The sequence below is a fragment of the Ruegeria sp. CDSC052 genome (assembly GCF_059610685.1).
In genome coordinates, this window is the sequence record NZ_JBXWOB010000007.1 from 170,991 (window position 1) to 189,436 (window position 18,446).

Annotated in this window: 13 protein-coding genes; 11 read left to right on the top strand and 2 right to left on the bottom strand. The window is 56.5% G+C overall.

Annotated features, from left to right (window positions below; all coding sequences use genetic code 11):
• Positions 1-685: 685 nt before the first annotated feature.
• A complete protein-coding gene (gene rplK / locus AC2FIM_RS13435) occupies positions 686-1,135 on the top strand; it encodes a 50S ribosomal protein L11 (protein WP_085823307.1) in 450 nt (149 codons plus the stop codon).
• Between the two features lies 1 nt (position 1,136).
• Positions 1,137-1,835 (top strand): 50S ribosomal protein L1, encoded by a 699-nt coding sequence (rplA, locus tag AC2FIM_RS13440; protein ID WP_142636917.1) that lies wholly within the window; start codon positions 1,137-1,139, stop codon positions 1,833-1,835.
• A 70-nt stretch (positions 1,836-1,905) separates the two neighbouring features.
• Here the strand turns inward: rplA and AC2FIM_RS13445 are convergent, their stop codons facing one another.
• Complete coding sequence (locus AC2FIM_RS13445; protein ID WP_271949828.1) at positions 1,906-2,865, bottom strand: phosphotransferase; 960 nt, start codon at positions 2,863-2,865, stop codon at positions 1,906-1,908.
• A 401-nt stretch (positions 2,866-3,266) separates the two neighbouring features.
• On the opposite strand from AC2FIM_RS13445, the gene rplJ reads away from it, so the two are divergent.
• The 5 genes from rplJ to AC2FIM_RS13470 all read left to right on the top strand — a co-directional run bounded on the left by rplJ (position 3,267) and on the right by AC2FIM_RS13470 (position 13,976).
• Positions 3,267-3,785 carry a 50S ribosomal protein L10 gene (gene rplJ / locus AC2FIM_RS13450; protein WP_142636913.1) on the top strand — a complete coding sequence of 173 codons (519 nt, stop codon included), beginning with the start codon at positions 3,267-3,269 and terminating at the stop codon, positions 3,783-3,785.
• A 79-nt stretch (positions 3,786-3,864) separates the two neighbouring features.
• Positions 3,865-4,239 carry a 50S ribosomal protein L7/L12 gene (gene rplL, locus AC2FIM_RS13455; protein ID WP_142636911.1) on the top strand — a complete coding sequence of 125 codons (375 nt, stop codon included), beginning with the start codon at positions 3,865-3,867 and terminating at the stop codon, positions 4,237-4,239.
• Positions 4,240-4,489: 250 nt separating this feature from the next.
• Positions 4,490-8,623: a DNA-directed RNA polymerase subunit beta gene (rpoB, locus tag AC2FIM_RS13460; RefSeq protein ID WP_142636910.1), complete on the top strand. Its 4,134-nt coding sequence runs from the start codon at positions 4,490-4,492 to the stop codon at positions 8,621-8,623.
• A gap of 49 nt (positions 8,624-8,672) precedes the next feature.
• Positions 8,673-12,914, top strand: a complete 4,242-nt coding sequence (gene rpoC / locus AC2FIM_RS13465) for a DNA-directed RNA polymerase subunit beta' (RefSeq protein WP_271949832.1) — start codon at positions 8,673-8,675, stop codon at positions 12,912-12,914.
• A 174-nt stretch (positions 12,915-13,088) separates the two neighbouring features.
• The gene (locus tag AC2FIM_RS13470) at positions 13,089-13,976 is read left to right on the top strand and encodes a DMT family transporter (RefSeq protein WP_496677806.1); all 888 of its coding nucleotides are present in this window, start codon (positions 13,089-13,091) and stop codon (positions 13,974-13,976) included.
• Here the strand turns inward: AC2FIM_RS13470 and AC2FIM_RS13475 are convergent.
• Entirely contained in the window at positions 13,961-14,767 is an 807-nt protein-coding gene (locus AC2FIM_RS13475; RefSeq protein WP_282021938.1) for a putative rhamnosyl transferase, read from the bottom strand. The genes AC2FIM_RS13470 and AC2FIM_RS13475 overlap by 16 nt on opposite strands.
• A gap of 386 nt (positions 14,768-15,153) precedes the next feature.
• On the opposite strand from AC2FIM_RS13475, the gene rpsL reads away from it, so the two are divergent.
• From rpsL to AC2FIM_RS13495, 4 genes are all read left to right on the top strand, one after another.
• Positions 15,154-15,525, top strand: a complete 372-nt coding sequence (gene rpsL / locus AC2FIM_RS13480; RefSeq protein ID WP_005621086.1) for a 30S ribosomal protein S12 — start codon at positions 15,154-15,156, stop codon at positions 15,523-15,525.
• A gap of 15 nt (positions 15,526-15,540) precedes the next feature.
• On the top strand, positions 15,541-16,011 hold the full coding sequence (gene rpsG / locus AC2FIM_RS13485) for a 30S ribosomal protein S7 (protein WP_008756926.1): 471 nt from the start codon (positions 15,541-15,543) through the stop codon (positions 16,009-16,011).
• Positions 16,012-16,029: 18 nt separating this feature from the next.
• Entirely contained in the window at positions 16,030-18,147 is a 2,118-nt protein-coding gene (fusA, locus tag AC2FIM_RS13490; RefSeq protein WP_142636902.1) for an elongation factor G, read from the top strand.
• A gap of 60 nt (positions 18,148-18,207) precedes the next feature.
• Positions 18,208-18,446 (top strand): GTP-binding protein (locus AC2FIM_RS13495; RefSeq protein ID WP_496708141.1); only part of this gene is annotated, 239 nt, incomplete at its 3' end.

Below are 18,446 nucleotides of genomic sequence, written 5' to 3' on the forward strand. Positions count from 1 at the left end.
GATCGAAGCAGAGCTGGCTGCTCGAAAAGTGAACCAATGTGGTTATAGCAATTATGGTCAGTACAGCCTGTCTACAGCTGGGACCAAATCCTACGAGCGACCGTTCTCATCCGAGGCAGCAGGGGGTGACTATGATTGTGATGACTTTCCGAATGGCGCAGCAGCGCAAAGGTTCTTCTTAGCTTCTGGTGGACCTGTATCTGATCCACATAATTTGGATCTTGATGGCGATGGTCTCGCGTGTGAGTGGGGTGCTCAGATCAGGAAAGTATCTTCGTACCGCCGACCGGTTGCCAGCGTTAGGCGCGTGACCTCACGGTGCTACACGGGTCCAAGAGGCGGAACCTACACAATCACGGCGAGTGGAAACAAGAATTATGGCGGCTGCTAAGTTGCTCTGATAGCCCGCAAGGTTGTGCATGTAGTGGGTGCAAACTCATTGGGCGGTGACAGATGCTGTTTTGCTGTTGCTTAGCTTTGGAGCGAGGGTCGGTTTGGGTTCGATGTGGCTGCTTCAGGCCGTGATTCAAACCCTTGCCAATACTTCCGTTCCCCTGTACATGCCGCCTCTATCGTCTTTGGGCGAGATTCTCTCGTGGGAGGTTACCGGGATCGCGATCCCGGATCGGACCACGCAACATAATCTGGGTGAAACGCGTTTCACCTTAGTTGAAAGGAAAACCAAATGGCCAAGAAGCTTGCTGGTACAATGAAACTGCAGGTTCCTGCAGGTCAGGCGAACCCGTCGCCGCCAGTTGGTCCGGCGCTGGGTCAGCGCGGCATCAACATCATGGAATTCTGCAAGGCGTTCAACGCCAAGACCGCAGACATGGAGCAAGGCGCGCCTTGCCCGACCGTGATCACCTATTATCAGGACAAGTCCTTCACCATGGACATCAAGACGCCACCTGCGTCTTATTACCTGAAGAAAGCAGCTGGCCTGAAGCCGGTTGGCAAGCGTAACCGCCCCCGTGGCGCGGAAAACCCAGGTCGTGAGACTGTGGCATCCGTGACCTCGAAGCAGGTTCGTGAAATCGCCGAAGCCAAAATGAAAGATCTCAACGCCAACGACGTCGAAGGCGCAATGCAGATCATCCTGGGCTCGGCCCGCTCTATGGGCATCGAGGTGAAGTAAGATGGCAAAACTCGGTAAACGTACCCGCGCTGCGCGCGAAGCTGTCGCTGGCAAGGAAAACCTGTCGGTCGAAGAAGCAGTTGCCCTGGTCAAAGCCAACGCAACTTCGAAATTCGATGAGACCATCGAAATCGCTCTGAACCTGGGCGTTGACACCCGTCACGCGGACCAGATGGTTCGTGGCGTTGTTGGCCTGCCGAATGGCACCGGTAAAACAATGCGCGTTGCTGTATTCGCTCGTGGCCCCAAGGCTGACGAAGCGAAAGAAGCAGGCGCGGACATCATCGGCGCAGAAGACCTGATGGAAACCATTCAGGGCGGCACCATTGAATTCGATCGTTGCATAGCAACCCCGGACATGATGCCCATCGTTGGTCGTCTTGGTAAAGTTCTGGGCCCCCGCAACCTGATGCCGAACCCCAAGGTTGGCACTGTGACCATGGACGTGAAAGCGGCCGTAGAAGCAGCTAAAGGCGGCGAAGTTCAGTTCAAAGCTGAAAAAGGCGGCGTTGTGCACGCTGGCGTTGGCAAAGCGTCCTTCGACGAAGCCAAGCTGGCAGAAAACGTTCGTGCATTTGTGACCGCTGTTGCCAAAGCCAAGCCAACAGGCGCCAAAGGCACCTACATGAAGAAAATCGCGCTGAGCTCGACCATGGGCCCAGGCGTGACTCTGGATGTGGCTGCTGCTGCGGGCGAATAAGCCCCTAGCCTATAGCTAAAATGACTAGACCCGAACGGTGAAGGCTGTTCGGGTCTTTCTTTTTCAGCCCTCACTCATACACGGCTTGCAGGCGCAGGTTCAGGCGGTCTCTGCGAAAGCTCTCGTATTCGCTGCAGGATCTGTCCAATCGCCATAAGTCCAGCCAATCCATCACCAGACGTGCGCGCATGCACATATCCAGAACGTCCATCTGAATTGGATGGCGATATTTGCGAAAGAACATGTCTTTGTTCGTTTTCAGGATGCCGCTTTGATCAACCTGATCATCAGTGCCATCGCGAAAGATATCGGACTTTAGAAAGTCGACAATATCATATACAGCCAGCTTTTCCCGCGTTTCGGTAAAATCCAGGCCGATCATTTCGCCTTGCCCGACGATCAGATTTTGACTGTGAAAATCTCCGTGCGCATGGATCAGCAAGTCAGGTATGCCCTTTAGCTGTGCGGCCTCAAGGGTCAGGTGCTGAACCATCTTCTTCCCCCAAGGATGCACTGTATCCGGGACAAGGCCTAGCAAAGCCTGAAGCCTGTCGACCATCCAACTGGGCCGGAAGTTATAGGGTTTGCCGGGCTGAAAACTGTGCAGATCGTTCAGCCACGATCCGGCCCGGCGATAGATGCGGCCGATCTGGTCGTCATCCGGGCTGTTGTGGATCAGATCCGCAGCGGTGGGGCGGTCAATAAACTGCGTCACAAAAAACGCCTCACCCGGTGACATATAGACCGGATCGACAACCCCCGCGGTTTCGTGCTGCACAAAGTGGGTGGTCAGCTTTCCGAGCATATCAAACTCATCGCGCAAACGTCCCGTTCCGGGCGATTCCGTATCGACCTTTAGGGCATAGTCCCGGCGCGCACCCCGGACCCTGAGCACTATACGCGAGCCAGCAAAATCATGAGAACGATAGACGCATTCGAAACCCGCCGGGCCATCCTCGGGCGATTGATCCAGGAACTCCTGAACAAAGCCGCGCGCGCATTCGTATTCGTCTGAGGTGAGGGTCAGCATTCAGGGATGGATACCTAAGAAGAAAGGGGCTTAGCCAGACTGGACCTCAGCGCATGGAACATGTCAATCTAGGACACTGTTCCGATGTTGGCTGCGCTGCTCGATCATTTCCGGTTTCGGCCCAATTTACCCCTTGGAAACCCGGCGTAACTGCCATAAAGAGAGCTGCGAAGTAAAGCGTGCGATTCGTCGTGCGCTTTATTTTGTTTCGTCCAAGACGGTGGGTGGTGTCATCTGGCCCCTTAATTCCCTGCCTGAGACGGGTAAGACCAAAGAATTCTGAGGGCTTCGATCCTCGGGCGAATTTTGGCTAATCCCGTAACAACGGACCTGAACGCCGGAGCGTAAGCTGCGGCAAATATGAGCCGGGGTGAGATATCACCCCTAACTTGGAGAAAACTGTGGATAGAGCCCAGAAAGAGAAAGTGGTCGACGAGCTCGGCCAAATCTTCGAAAGCTCTGGCGTCGTAGTGGTTGCACACTACGCCGGTCTGACAGTTGCCGAGATGCAGGACCTTCGCGCACGTGCTCGTGACGCGGGTGGTGCCGTGCGTGTTGCCAAGAACAGGCTCGCCAAAATCGCCCTCGACGGAAAGCCATGTGAAAGCATTGCCGACCTGCTGACGGGGATGACCGTTCTGACCTATTCTGAGGACCCTGTGGCAGCAGCCAAAGTGGCCCAGGACTACGCCAAAGAGAACCAAAAGTTCGAAATTCTTGGCGGTGCAATGGGTGAGAACGCTCTGGATCGTGCCGGCGTTGAAGCCGTGTCCAAAATGCCTTCGCGCGAGGAGCTTATTGCTACTATCGCGGGCATGCTGGGCGCACCTGCTTCGAACATCGCTGGCGCAATTGGCGCACCTGCAAGCAACATCGCAAGCATCCTTTCCACCATCGAAGAGAAGGCGGAAGCTGCGTAAGCGGTTGGCACTGAATGATCTGCGTAGGGTAGTCACCCTGACGTTGGAACACACACTGTAAACGGAAAGAGCTGATAAAATGGCTGATCTGAAAGCACTCGCAGAAAGCATCGTGGGTCTGACCCTGCTGGAAGCACAAGAACTGAAAACCATCCTCAAAGACGAATATGGCATCGAGCCCGCAGCTGGCGGCGCGGTTGTCATGGCAGCCGGTGGCGACGCCGGTGGCGCAGCTGAGGAAGAAAAAACCGAATTCGACGTCGTTCTGAAGAACGCCGGCGCTTCGAAAATCAACGTGATCAAAGAAGTTCGCGGCATCACCGGTCTGGGCCTGAAAGAAGCCAAAGAGCTGGTCGAAGCTGGCGGCAAGATCAAAGAAGCTGTGTCGAAAGACGAAGCCGAAGACATCAAAGGCAAGCTGGAAGCAGCTGGCGCCGAGGTCGAACTGGCCTAAGTCAGTCTTTTGGTGCATAGCAGATGCACCGGAAATTTGGCTGGTCCCGGAGAAATCCGGGTCCAGCCGAACCTGTCTTAGAAAGGACCTCATGGATTGGGGTGTTTTCTAAGACGCGGTTCATGGATCGGGAGGCCGCCATTCGGGACGGTGGCCACGAATTGATCCGGACGTGTTGTCTCTAATGTGCAAGGCACCGGGGCCCGACGGTGTCTTTGTCCGCTGAGAACATCGAAAGGTGACATCTGACATGGCTCAATCGTTCCTTGGCCAGAAACGTCTTCGGAAATATTACGGCAAAATCCGCGAAGTGCTGGAGATGCCGAACCTCATTGAGGTACAAAAATCTTCTTATGATCTATTCCTGCGCTCCGGCGATGCAGATGTGCCGACAGACGGCGAAGGCATCAAAGGCGTGTTCCAGTCGGTTTTCCCGATCAAGGATTTCAACGAAACCTCCGTTCTGGAGTTCGTGAAATACGATTTGGAAAAACCCAAATACGACGTCGAAGAGTGCATGCAGCGCGACATGACCTACAGCGCGCCGCTGAAAGTCACTCTGCGTCTGATCGTGTTTGATGTCGACGAGGACACTGGCGCCAAGTCGGTCAAAGACATCAAGGAACAGGACGTGTTCATGGGGGATATGCCCCTGATGACACCAAACGGGACGTTCATTGTGAACGGTACCGAGCGTGTGATCGTGTCCCAGATGCACCGTTCGCCCGGTGTGTTCTTTGACCACGACAAGGGCAAGACCCATTCCTCGGGCAAGCTGTTGTTTGCCTGCCGCATCATCCCGTATCGCGGCAGCTGGCTGGACTTTGAGTTCGACGCCAAGGACATCGTGTTCGCCCGTATCGACCGTCGCCGCAAACTGCCTGTGACAACGCTGCTGTATGCGCTGGGTCTGGATCAAGAAGCGATCATGGACGCCTACTACAACACGGTGTCGTACAAGCTGGACAAGAAGAAGGGCTGGATTGCACCGTTCTTCCCCGAGCGTGCACGCGGTACGCGTCCGACCTATGACCTGATCGACGCCAAATCCGGTGAAGTGATTGCCGAAGCGGGCAAGAAAGTCACCCCGCGCGCGGTCAAGAAGCTGATCGATGAAGGCAACGTCACCGAGCTGTTGGTTCCGTTCGATCACATCGTCGGGAAGTTTGTCGCCAAGGACATCATCAACGAAGAAACCGGCGCGATCTATGTCGAAGCTGGTGATGAGCTGACGCTGGAATACGACAAAGACGGCGAGCTGATCGGAGGCACCGCGAAAGAGCTGATCGACGCGGGCGTCACTGATATTCCGGTTCTGGATATCGACAACATCAATGTCGGCCCCTACATGCGCAACACCATGGCGGCAGACAAGAACATGGGCCGCGACACAGCGCTGATGGATATCTATCGCGTCATGCGCCCGGGTGAGCCGCCCACCGTCGAAGCGGCCTCGGCGCTGTTCGAAACGCTGTTCTTTGACAGCGAGCGCTATGACCTGTCCGCCGTTGGCCGTGTAAAGATGAACATGCGTCTGGCTCTGGATGCGCCCGATACGCTGCGCACCCTGCGCCGCGAAGACATCGTGGCCTGCATCAAGGCTCTGGTTGAACTGCGTGACGGCAAAGGGGACATCGACGATATCGACCACCTCGGCAACCGTCGTGTGCGTTCGGTCGGCGAACTGATGGAAAACCAGTACCGCGTTGGCCTGCTGCGCATGGAGCGCGCGATCAAAGAGCGTATGTCGTCGGTCGAGATCGACACCGTCATGCCTCAGGACCTGATCAATGCGAAACCGGCTGCTGCTGCTGTCCGCGAATTCTTCGGCTCGTCGCAGCTGTCGCAGTTCATGGACCAGACCAACCCGCTGTCGGAAGTTACCCACAAACGCCGCCTTTCGGCGCTTGGCCCCGGTGGCCTGACACGCGAGCGTGCGGGCTTTGAGGTGCGCGACGTTCATCCGACACACTATGGCCGGATGTGCCCGATTGAAACGCCGGAAGGCCCGAACATCGGTCTGATCAACTCGCTGGCGACCTTTGCCCGTGTGAACAAGTATGGCTTCATCGAAACACCGTACCGTGTCGTCAAAGACGCCGAGGTGACCGATGAGGTTCACTACATGTCCGCGACCGAGGAAATGCGTCACACGGTGGCACAGGCGAACGCGACACTGGATTCGGATGGCAAGTTCATCAACGATCTGGTTTCGACCCGTCAGTCAGGTGACTACACTCTGGCCCCACGCGAGAATGTGGACCTGATCGACGTCAGCCCAAAACAGCTGGTATCGGTTGCTGCATCGCTGATCCCGTTCCTTGAAAATGACGATGCTAACCGCGCTCTGATGGGCTCGAACATGCAACGTCAGGCGGTTCCGCTGCTGCGGGCCGAGGCACCGCTGATTGGTACCGGAATCGAGGAAAAGGTTGCGATTGACTCAGGTGCTGCGATTCAGGCGAAACGCGCCGGTATCATCGATCAGGTCGATGCCCAGCGTATCGTTATCCGCGCGACTGAGGATCTGGAACTGGGCGACGCTGGCGTTGACATCTATCGTCTGCGCAAATTCCAGCGGTCGAACCAGAACACCTGCATCAACCAGCGTCCGCTGATCAAAGTGGGTGACACCGTCCAGAAGGGCGAAGTCATTGCTGATGGTCCGTCCACCGATATGGGTGAACTGGCCCTGGGTAAGAACGTGGTCGTCGCGTTCATGCCGTGGAACGGTTACAACTACGAAGACTCGATCCTGATCTCGGAACGTATTGCGCGTGACGACGTCTTTACCTCGGTCCATATCGAGGAATTTGAAGTCGCCGCCCGTGACACCAAGCTGGGTCCGGAAGAGATCACCCGCGATATTCCGAATGTCGGTGAAGAAGCGCTGCGTAACCTCGACGAGGCGGGCATCGTTTACATCGGCGCGGATGTTGAACCGGGCGATATCCTGGTCGGCAAGATCACTCCGAAGGGCGAAAGCCCGATGACCCCGGAAGAAAAGCTGCTGCGCGCTATCTTTGGCGAAAAAGCATCTGACGTGCGCGACACTTCGCTGCGCGTGAAGCCGGGCGATTACGGTACGGTCGTTGAGGTCCGCGTCTTCAACCGTCACGGCGTCGAGAAAGACGAGCGTGCGCTGCAGATCGAGCGGGAAGAAGTCGAACGTCTGGCCCGTGACCGGGACGACGAGTTGGCGATCCTGGACCGCAACATCTATGCGCGTCTGCAAGGCCTGATCATGGGTAAAACCGCGGTCAAAGGCCCGAAAGGCGTCAAGCCAGGGTCGGTGATCACCGAGGACCTGTTGGAAACCCTGACCCGTGGTCAGTGGTGGCAGCTGGCGCTGGAAGATGAGCAGGACGCACAGATCGTTGAGGCTCTGAACGAGCAGTACGAAGTGCAAAAGCGTGCTCTGGACGCCCGTTTCGAAGACAAGGTCGAGAAGGTTCGTCGTGGCGACGACCTGCCGCCGGGTGTGATGAAGATGGTCAAAGTCTTCATCGCCGTGAAGCGCAAGCTGCAGCCGGGCGATAAGATGGCCGGTCGTCACGGGAACAAAGGTGTAATTTCCAAGGTTGTTCCGATGGAAGACATGCCGTTCCTGGCCGATGGTACGCCGGTTGACTTCTGTCTGAACCCGCTGGGTGTTCCTTCGCGTATGAACGTTGGTCAGATCCTTGAAACCCACATGGGTTGGGCCGCGCGCGGTCTGGGTCTGAACATCGACGACGCGCTGGGTGAATATCGCCGCTCTGGCGACCTGACCCCGGTTCGCGAAGCAATGAAGCTGGCCTATGGCGACGATGTCTATGAAGAAGGCATCACTGGCATGGACGAGGGTCACCTGATCGAGGCTGCGGGCAACGTGACCCGTGGTGTTCCGATCGCGACTCCGGTCTTTGATGGCGCCAAAGAGGCAGACGTCAATGACGCTCTGGTGCGCGCGGGCTTCTCGCAAAGCGGTCAGTCGGTTCTGTTCGACGGTCGTACGGGTGAGCAGTTTGCACGTCCGGTGACCGTGGGCATCAAGTACCTGCTGAAACTGCACCACCTTGTGGATGACAAAATCCACGCGCGTTCAACCGGGCCTTACAGCCTGGTTACCCAGCAGCCGCTGGGTGGTAAGGCGCAGTTCGGTGGTCAGCGCTTTGGTGAGATGGAAGTCTGGGCTCTGGAAGCTTACGGCGCCGCCTACACCCTGCAGGAAATGCTCACCGTGAAATCGGATGACGTCGCCGGCCGGACCAAAGTGTACGAGTCGATCGTCAAGGGCGAGGATAACTTTGAAGCGGGCGTACCGGAATCGTTTAACGTTCTGGTGAAAGAAGTCCGTGGCCTCGGCCTGAATATGGAACTCCTGGATGCGGAGGAAGAGTAGGGGCGGCAACGCCCCAAACTCATCCCATCCCAATTTGTAAGGACGCAAAATGAACCAGGAAATTACCAATAACCCGTTCAACCCGCTGACGCCGCCTAAGGTCTTTGACGAGATCAAGGTCTCATTGGCCAGCCCGGAACGGATCCTCTCTTGGTCTTATGGCGAGATCAAGAAACCCGAAACCATCAACTACCGGACGTTCAAACCCGAACGTGACGGTCTGTTCTGCGCGCGTATCTTTGGCCCGATCAAAGATTACGAATGTCTGTGCGGTAAATATAAGCGGATGAAATATCGCGGCGTTGTCTGCGAGAAATGCGGTGTGGAAGTCACCCTGCAGAAAGTCCGCCGCGAGCGTATGGGTCATATCGAGCTGGCCGCGCCCGTCGCACACATTTGGTTCCTGAAATCGCTGCCGTCCCGCATCGGTCTGATGCTGGACATGACGCTGCGCGATCTGGAACGCGTTCTGTATTTTGAAAACTATGTTGTCATCGAGCCCGGTCTGACCGACCTCTCCTATGGTCAGATGCTGACCGAAGAAGAGTTCATGGACGCGCAGGATGCCTATGGTATGGACGCGTTCACCGCGAACATCGGTGCCGAAGCCATTCGTGAGATGCTGGCCCAGATCGATCTGGAAGCCGAAGCCGAACAGCTGCGCGCTGATCTGGCCGAAGCAACCGGTGAGCTGAAGCCCAAGAAGATCATCAAGCGTCTGAAGGTTGTCGAAAGCTTCCTCGAGTCGGGCAACCGCCCCGAATGGATGGTGATGACTGTAATTCCGGTCATTCCGCCGGAACTGCGTCCTCTGGTTCCGCTGGATGGTGGCCGTTTCGCGACCTCGGATCTGAACGATCTGTATCGCCGCGTCATCAACCGGAACAACCGTCTGAAGCGTCTGATCGAACTGCGCGCACCTGACATCATCGTCCGCAACGAAAAGCGGATGCTGCAGGAATCCGTCGATGCTCTGTTCGACAATGGCCGTCGTGGCCGCGTGATCACCGGTGCCAATAAGCGTCCACTGAAATCGCTTTCGGACATGCTGAAGGGTAAGCAGGGTCGCTTCCGTCAAAACCTTCTGGGTAAGCGCGTAGACTTCTCGGGCCGTTCGGTCATCGTGACCGGTCCGGAACTCAAGCTACACCAGTGTGGTCTGCCCAAAAAGATGGCGCTGGAACTGTTCAAGCCGTTCATCTACTCGCGCCTTGAAGCCAAGGGTCTGTCTTCGACCGTGAAACAGGCGAAGAAACTGGTCGAGAAAGAGCGTCCCGAAGTGTGGGATATCCTCGACGAGGTGATCCGCGAACACCCTGTCATGCTGAACCGTGCGCCGACCCTGCACCGTCTTGGCATTCAGGCGTTTGAACCGGTTCTGATCGAAGGTAAAGCCATCCAGCTGCACCCGTTGGTCTGTTCGGCCTTTAACGCCGACTTCGACGGTGACCAGATGGCCGTTCACGTCCCGCTGAGCCTTGAGGCCCAGCTGGAAGCTCGCGTGCTGATGATGTCGACAAACAACGTTCTGTCGCCAGCAAACGGCGCGCCGATCATCGTTCCCTCGCAGGATATGATCCTGGGTCTGTACTATGTGACACTGGAACGCGAAGGTATGCCGGGCGAAGGCAAGGTCTTTGGCTCGATCGACGAAGTTCAGCACGCGCTGGACGCCGGTGAAGTGCATCTGCACACCAAGATCACTGCGCGGATTACTCAGATCGACAGTGAAGGCAATGAAGTTCAACAGCGGTTTGAAACCACTCCGGGCCGAGTGCGCCTGGGTGCTCTGCTGCCGATGAACAACAAGGCGCCGTTCGAACTGGTCAACCGTTTGCTGCGGAAGAAAGAAGTGCAGCAGGTGATCGACACCGTCTACCGTTACTGCGGTCAGAAAGAGTCGGTCATCTTCTGTGACCAGATCATGTCGATGGGCTTCAAGGAAGCGTTCCGCGCCGGTATCTCGTTCGGTAAGGACGACATGGTGATCCCTGATGACAAATGGGGCATCGTCGATGAAACCCGTAGTCAGGTGAAGGATTTTGAACAGCAGTACATGGACGGCCTGATCACTCAGGGTGAAAAGTACAACAAAGTTGTTGATGCCTGGTCGAAGTGTAACGATCGTGTAACCGAAGCGATGATGAGCACGATCTCATCTTCGGATCGGGCAGAGGACGGGTCTGAAAAGGAACCTAACTCGGTCTACATGATGGCCCACTCGGGCGCGCGTGGTTCGGTCACTCAGATGAAACAGCTGGGCGGTATGCGCGGCCTGATGGCCAAACCAAACGGTGACATCATCGAGACGCCGATCATCTCGAACTTCAAGGAAGGTCTGACCGTTCTTGAATACTTCAACTCGACCCACGGCGCCCGTAAGGGTCTGTCGGATACCGCTCTGAAAACGGCGAACTCGGGTTACCTGACCCGTCGTCTGGTGGACGTGGCACAGGACTGCATCGTGCGTGAGCTCGATTGTGGAACCGAGCGCGCGATCACTGCGGAAGCCGCGGTAAACGACGGTGAAGTTGTTGCTTCGCTAGCCGAACGTGTGCTGGGCCGTGTCTCTGCCGATGACGTTCTGCGTCCCGGTACCGATGAGGTTCTGGTCGCTGCGGGTCAGCTGATCGACGAACGTATGGCTGATATCATTGATGAGGCCGCTGTTGCGTCGATGCGCATCCGTTCGCCTCTGACCTGTGAGTCCGAGGAAGGCGTCTGTGCAACCTGCTACGGTCGTGACCTTGCACGCGGTACTATGGTCAACACGGGTGAGGCTGTCGGCATCATCGCCGCCCAGTCCATCGGTGAACCCGGTACGCAGCTGACAATGCGGACCTTCCACATCGGTGGTGTTGCGCAAGGTGGTCAGCAGTCGTTCCAGGAAGCCAGCCACGACGGTGTCGTTTCGTTCGAGAACCCGCAGATCCTGGTCAATTCCGCGGGCGAAAGCCTGGTCATGGGCCGGAACATGAAGATGGTGATCAAAGACGAACATGGCGAAGAGCGTGCCAACCACAAGTTGGGTTATGGCTCGAAGCTGTTCGTCAAGGATGGCACCAAGGTGAACCGTGGCGACAAGCTGTTCGAATGGGATCCTTACACCCTGCCGATCATCGCCGAAAAGTCCGGTACCGCGAAATATGTTGATCTGGTTTCGGGCATTGCTGTCCGCGACGTGACCGACGATGCAACCGGTATGACCCAGAAGATCGTGATCGACTGGCGCGCGGCCCCCAAAGGCAGCGACCTCAAGCCTGAGATCATTCTGGTTGGCGAAGATGGCGAACCGGTCCGTAACGATGCGGGCAACCCGGTTCACTATCCGATGTCGGTGGATGCGATCCTGTCGATCGAAGACGGTCAGCAGATCGAAGCTGGTGAAGTTGTCGCGCGTATCCCGCGTGAAGGTGCCAAGACCAAGGACATCACCGGTGGTCTGCCGCGTGTCGCCGAACTGTTCGAAGCCCGTCGCCCGAAAGATCACGCGATCATCGCAGAAGCCGATGGTTACGTGCGCTTTGGCCGCGACTACAAGAACAAGCGCCGTATCAGCATCGAGCCGGCGGACGAGTCGATGGAAACGATCGAGTATATGGTGCCCAAGGGCAAGCATATCCCGGTTGCGGAAGGCGACTTCATCCAGAAGGGTGAATACCTGATGGACGGTAACCCGGCTCCGCATGACATCCTGTCCATCATGGGTGTCGAAGCGCTGGCGGATTACATGATCGACGAGGTGCAGGATGTTTACCGTCTGCAAGGCGTGAAGATCAACGACAAGCACATCGAAGTCATCGTGCGTCAGATGCTGCAGAAGTGGGAGATCCTGGATTCAGGTGACACCACCCTGCTGAAAGGCGAGCATGTCGACAAGCAGGAGTTTGACGCGGCCAACGAGAAGACCCTCGCCCGCGGTGGACGTCCGGCTCAGGGCGAGCCGATCCTCTTGGGGATCACCAAAGCCTCGCTGCAGACGCGTTCGTTCATCTCGGCGGCGTCGTTCCAGGAAACCACACGGGTTCTGACCGAGGCTTCGGTTCAGGGCAAGAAAGACAAGCTGGTTGGCCTGAAAGAGAACGTGATCGTCGGTCGTCTAATCCCTGCCGGTACCGGTGGCGCAACGCAAAGCGTACAGCGTGTCGCGCAGTCGCGTGACAACGTTGTCATCGAAGCCCGCCGGGAAGAGGCCGAAGCCGCCGCTGCTCTGGCTGCGCCGATGATGGATGACGATATGGTCGGGGATGAGCTGGATGTTCTGGTGGAAACACCGGAAAGTCGCGAATAAGCGATCCTAAATTCCAAAGATCAGGCCCCGCGATTTCGCGGGGCCTTTTCATTTCAGGCTCGGGTGTGGCTCTGCATGAAGCGCCATTGGAAATGTCATGCTAGCAGAGCATTGGCGGGCGGAGCCATATTGACATCTCCTTCTTGAACGCCGCCAAATGCACTTCGTGGCCAAATGCGGAGTTCAAAAAGAGTGACGCCGAATTTCAGGGGTGCTTTGCTGATGATGGGCAGCATGGCTGCCTTCACCATCAATGACACTTTGATCAAGGCCGCCGGAGCCCAGTTACCGCTGTTTCAGATGGTTGCCATCCGCGGGGTTTTGGCGACCATTCTGGTGTATCTTCTGGCACGGTACTATGGGGCGTTGCATCTGAACTTTCCGCGTCATGACAAGTGGTTGGTCGCGGCACGTTGTCTCGCCGAATTGTTGGCGACAATTTTCTTTTTGGTCGCGCTGCTTCATATGCCGTTGGCAAACGTGACTGCCATTCTGCTGGCCTTGCCATTAACCGTAACACTTGGAGCCGCGTTGTTTTTTCAAGAGCATATCGGTTGGCGTCGGATTCTTGCCATCGTTTTCGGGTTCGCCGGTATGTTGCTGATCGTTCGCCCGGGCACGGACGGTTTCAGCATCTACGCGATATATGCTTTGATCGCAGTTGCTTCGGTAACTGCCCGGGATTTGATTACGCGACGCATGTCAGTGCATGTGCCATCACTTGCAGTAACGCTGGCAACAACCGCGACGATTACATTGACGGCGGTTCTTGTCACCTCTGTCTCGGGCTGGGTTCCGGTTCCGGCAGCCGCCGGTTCGATGGTAGCGTTTGCTGCGGTCTTTGTTCTGACAGGATATTTGTTCAGCGTCATTGTCATGCGCGCTGGTGAGATCGGCTTTATCGCGCCGTTTCGTTATTCCAGTCTGATCTGGGCGTTGGGTTTGGGCTGGGCCGTATTTGGGGACTGGCCCGACAGGATTACGATGGCGGGCGCGGCCTTAGTGGTTGGGGCAGGAATGTTCATGCTGTTCCGTGAAAGGACGCGTCAATCTGTCGAATGAATGCGGCGAACGGCGTCCTGGTCGATGGCGAACCGTGCGATGAATTCGCCTTCCTGTTCAGAGGTTAGGGGGGACAGCTCGGTCTTGCTGTTTCGCGCATGCGGAGAATCGTTGAACTGGTTAAGCGTGCGGACCCACATAGGTGCATCCGGATAGCTGATAACGGGCATGAAATTTCCGATCCGGTGATGTGCGAAATTCATGATCGTCAAGTCACTTCCCCCGGCGGAGTACATTGCAAAGCCCACCCCCAGCAAAGGTTGATACACCTGTGCGGCCTTGATGCCATCTGCACCGAAACGGGCCAGGAACCCCTGATTGTAGTCAATCGCAACGGTTCTGTGGTTCCGCATTAAGCCCTGACCCTCATCTGCGGCGATGCGCAAGCGCTCAACGAAATCGACCGAAACCGCATCGTCATCATCGTGGCGGAACTGGATGCAGGGGGCGTCCGGTTTGGTGCGTGCTGAATTCAGGATTTCTTTCATGACCCTGCGATGACGCTTTGGTTCGCGTGCGATGATCTGTACCTGAGGCATGCCCGCTGTTAAGTCGTAAAGACGTTCGCGTGCCGGGTTTGGCAGGCATGTACCGATCACGATGAGAAACTGAAAATCATCGTCGGTTTGCTCTTTTATGCAGGGCAGGCTAGTAGTTTCAAACAGGCGAAACCGCTCTTCCAGCCGGTCAGGTTGATACAGATAGGAGCGCCGGTCCTCGATCGTTTCGTGTTCGATCTGAAAGCCGCCATGGGCGGGATAGGAAAAACGACACAGGCCAAGTATTTGCATGATTCATCCGTGGTCCAGACCAATGGGCTGACTATGCCTGCACGGACCTGTTCCTGCAACGGGCGGTAAGACTGGATGAGCTTTGGTTCCAGCGCGAAACGGCCTGATGTGGAACGGATCAGCTGTACTGTTGACACTGGGTCCGACTCCCCCTATTACGCGCCACATCTCGGTACCGGGGGCCGCCCCAAAACCGATTTCAGTAATGAACTGGTCAAGGCCCGAGCTCTTTTATCGTTCGCGCCCTCTGATAACAAACCGCGACGTTCACCTCGGAATGGGAACGCTCGCGGGTTTTGCGCTTGTGGACGCACGAGTGCAGCGAATTTAACCGCACGCATCACGCGTGCATGTCATGTGTGTTGCAAAACGGGGATATAACCGGAATGCCAACGATCCAACAGCTGATCCGCAAGCCGCGGCAGCCGAAAGTAAAACGCTCGAAGTCCATGCACCTGGAGCAGTGCCCGCAGAAACGCGGCGTCTGCACACGTGTTTACACAACCACACCGAAAAAGCCGAACTCGGCGATGCGTAAGGTTGCCAAGGTGCGCCTGACCAACGGGTTCGAGGTGATCTCGTACATCCCCGGTGAAAGCCACAACCTGCAGGAACACTCGGTTGTTCTGATCCGTGGCGGCCGTGTAAAAGACCTTCCCGGTGTCCGTTACCACATCCTGCGTGGTGTTTTGGATACCCAAGGCGTCAAAGACCGTAAGCAACGTCGTTCGAAGTACGGCGCGAAGCGTCCCAAATAAGAAGGAGAGGCTGATATGTCACGTCGTCACGCCGCCGAAAAACGCGAAGTCCTGCCTGACGCCAAATTTGGCGACAAGGTACTGACCAAATTCATGAACAACCTGATGATCGACGGTAAAAAGTCGGTTGCAGAGCGCATCGTCTACAACGCATTTGACCGCGTTGAAGGCAAGATCAAGCGCGCACCCGTCGAAGTGTTCCACGAAGCGCTCGACAACATCAAGCCGTCCGTCGAGGTTCGCTCGCGCCGGGTTGGTGGTGCAACCTATCAGGTTCCGGTCGAAGTGCGCCCCGAGCGCCGCGAAGCACTGGCCATCCGTTGGCTGATCACTGCTGCGCGTGGCCGCAACGAAAACACCATGGAAGAACGCCTCGCCGGCGAACTGCTGGACGCCGTACAGTCCCGCGGTACCGCCGTTAAGAAGCGTGAAGACACCCACAAGATGGCCGAGGCGAACAAAGCCTTCAGCCACTACCGTTGGTAATTCCAGAGGCTTATTGAAATGGCACGCGAATATACACTCAACCATTACCGTAACTTCGGTATCATGGCGCATATTGATGCGGGTAAAACGACCTGCTCGGAACGCATCCTGTACTACACCGGCAAATCCCACAACATCGGTGAGGTGCACGACGGTGCAGCCACCATGGACTGGATGGAGCAGGAGCAGGAACGCGGGATCACCATCACCTCGGCTGCGACGACCACTTTCTGGGAACGCACCGAAGACGGTGTAACTGCTGACTCGCCCAAGCACCGCCTGAACATCATCGACACCCCCGGCCACGTTGACTTCACCATCGAAGTTGAACGCTCGCTGGCGGTTCTCGACGGTGCCGTCTGCGTTCTTGACGCAAACGCCGGTGTTGAACCTCAGACCGAAACCGTGTGGCGTCAGGCTGACCGCTACAAGGTTCCGCGGATGGTGTTCGTCAACAAGATGGACAAGATCGGCGCGGACTTCTTCAACTGCGTTGCAATGATCGAAGACCGTACCGGCGCACGCGCTGTTCCGGTTGGTATTCCGATCGGCGCAGAGACCGAGTTGGAAGGCCTGATCGACCTGGTCACCATGGAAGAATGGCTGTGGCAGGGCGAAGACCTGGGCGCAAGCTGGGTCAAAGCACCGATCCGCGACAGCCTGAAGGACATGGCTGACGAATGGCGCGGTAAAATGGTCGAAGCGGCCGTCGAAATGGACGACGACGCGATGATGGAATACCTGGAAGGCAATGAGCCCGACGTTCCAACCCTGCGCGCCCTGCTGCGCAAAGGTACTCTGGAAATCGCGTTTGTTCCGGTTCTGGGTGGTTCGGCGTTCAAAAACAAAGGTGTTCAGCCGCTGCTGAACGCTGTGATCGACTATCTGCCCAGCCCGCTGGACGTTGTCGATTACATGGGCTTCAAACCTGGTGACGAAGAAGAAACCCGTAACATCGCCCGCCGTGCGGATGATGATATGGCGTTCTCGGGTCTGGCGTTCAAAATCATGAACGACCCCTTTGTTGGCTCGCTGACCTTTACCCGCATCTACTCGGGCACTCTGTCCAAGGGCGACACGCTTCTGAACTCGACCAAGGGTAAGAAAGAGCGTATCGGCCGGATGATGATGATGCACTCGAACGAACGTGAGGAAATCACCGAAGCGTTCGCGGGCGACATCATTGCGCTGGCAGGTCTGAAAGACACCACCACGGGCGACACTCTGTGTTCGACCGGCGATCCGGTGGTTCTGGAAACCATGACCTTCCCCGATCCGGTGATCGAGATCGCGGTTGAGCCGAAAACCAAGGCTGACCAGGAAAAAATGAGCCAGGGTCTGGGCCGTTTGGCCGCCGAAGACCCGTCCTTCCGTGTGGAAACTGATCTGGAATCGGGTCAGACCATCATGAAGGGCATGGGCGAACTTCACCTGGACATCCTGATTGACCGTCTCAAGCGTGAATTCAAGGTTGAAGCGAATATTGGTGCGCCGCAGGTGGCCTATCGCGAAACCATCGGTCACGAAGCCGAGATCGTTTACACCCACAAGAAACAGTCGGGTGGTTCGGGTCAGTTCGCCGAGGTGAAGATGATCATCACCCCAACAGAGCCGGGCGAAGGTTATTCGTTCGAATCTCGTGTTGTTGGTGGTTCGGTGCCCAAGGAATACATCCCGGGCGTTGAAAAAGGCATCAGATCCGTCATGGATAGCGGCCCGCTGGCTGGCTTCCCTGTGATCGACTTCAAGGTTGCCCTGATCGAAGGTAAATTCCACGATGTGGACTCTTCGGTTCTGGCCTTTGAAATCGCCGCTCGTATGGGTATGCGCGAAGGCATGCGCAAAGCGGGTGCGAAACTGCTTGAACCGATCATGAAGGTCGAAGTGATCACACCGGAAGAATATACCGGTGGCATCATTGGTGACCTGACATCGCGTCGGGGACAGGTTTCCGGGCAGGAAAACCGTGGCAACGCCATCGCGATTGACGCGTTTGTGCCGCTGGCCAACATGTTCGGCTACATCAACACCTTGCGTTCGATGTCGTCTGGCCGTGCCCAGTTCACCATGCAGTTCGACCACTACGATCCGGTTCCGCAGAACATCTCGGACGAGATCCAGGCGAAATACGCATAAGCGAAAATTTGAGGGAGCTCGATTAGCGGGCTCCCTTCATTACCGATAAAGGAGGCCATCATGGCAAAGGAAAAGTTTGAGCGTAATAAGCCGCACGTCAACATCGGCACGATTGGCCACGTTGACCACGGCAAGACGACGCTGACCGCAGCAATCACCAAGTATTTCGGTGACTTCAAAGCGTATGACCAGATTGACGGCGCGCCTGAAGAAAAAGCACGTGGCATCACCATCTCGACGGCCCACGTGGAATACGAGACCGATGCGCGTCACTACGCCCACGTTGACTGCCCCGGCCA

Coding starts and splice junctions, on each gene's coding strand:
- rplK (WP_085823307.1), top strand. CDS start 686: ATGGCCAAGAAGCTTGCTGGTACAATGAAACTGCAGGTTCCTGCAGGT.
- AC2FIM_RS13475 (WP_282021938.1), bottom strand. CDS start 14,767: ATGCAAATACTTGGCCTGTGTCGTTTTTCCTATCCCGCCCATGGCGGC.
- rplA (WP_142636917.1), top strand. CDS start 1,137: ATGGCAAAACTCGGTAAACGTACCCGCGCTGCGCGCGAAGCTGTCGCT.
- AC2FIM_RS13445 (WP_271949828.1), bottom strand. CDS start 2,865: ATGCTGACCCTCACCTCAGACGAATACGAATGCGCGCGCGGCTTTGTT.
- rpoC (WP_271949832.1), top strand. CDS start 8,673: ATGAACCAGGAAATTACCAATAACCCGTTCAACCCGCTGACGCCGCCT.
- fusA (WP_142636902.1), top strand. CDS start 16,030: ATGGCACGCGAATATACACTCAACCATTACCGTAACTTCGGTATCATG.
- rpoB (WP_142636910.1), top strand. CDS start 4,490: ATGGCTCAATCGTTCCTTGGCCAGAAACGTCTTCGGAAATATTACGGC.
- rpsL (WP_005621086.1), top strand. CDS start 15,154: ATGCCAACGATCCAACAGCTGATCCGCAAGCCGCGGCAGCCGAAAGTA.
- AC2FIM_RS13470 (WP_496677806.1), top strand. CDS start 13,089: ATGCGGAGTTCAAAAAGAGTGACGCCGAATTTCAGGGGTGCTTTGCTG.
- rplL (WP_142636911.1), top strand. CDS start 3,865: ATGGCTGATCTGAAAGCACTCGCAGAAAGCATCGTGGGTCTGACCCTG.
- rpsG (WP_008756926.1), top strand. CDS start 15,541: ATGTCACGTCGTCACGCCGCCGAAAAACGCGAAGTCCTGCCTGACGCC.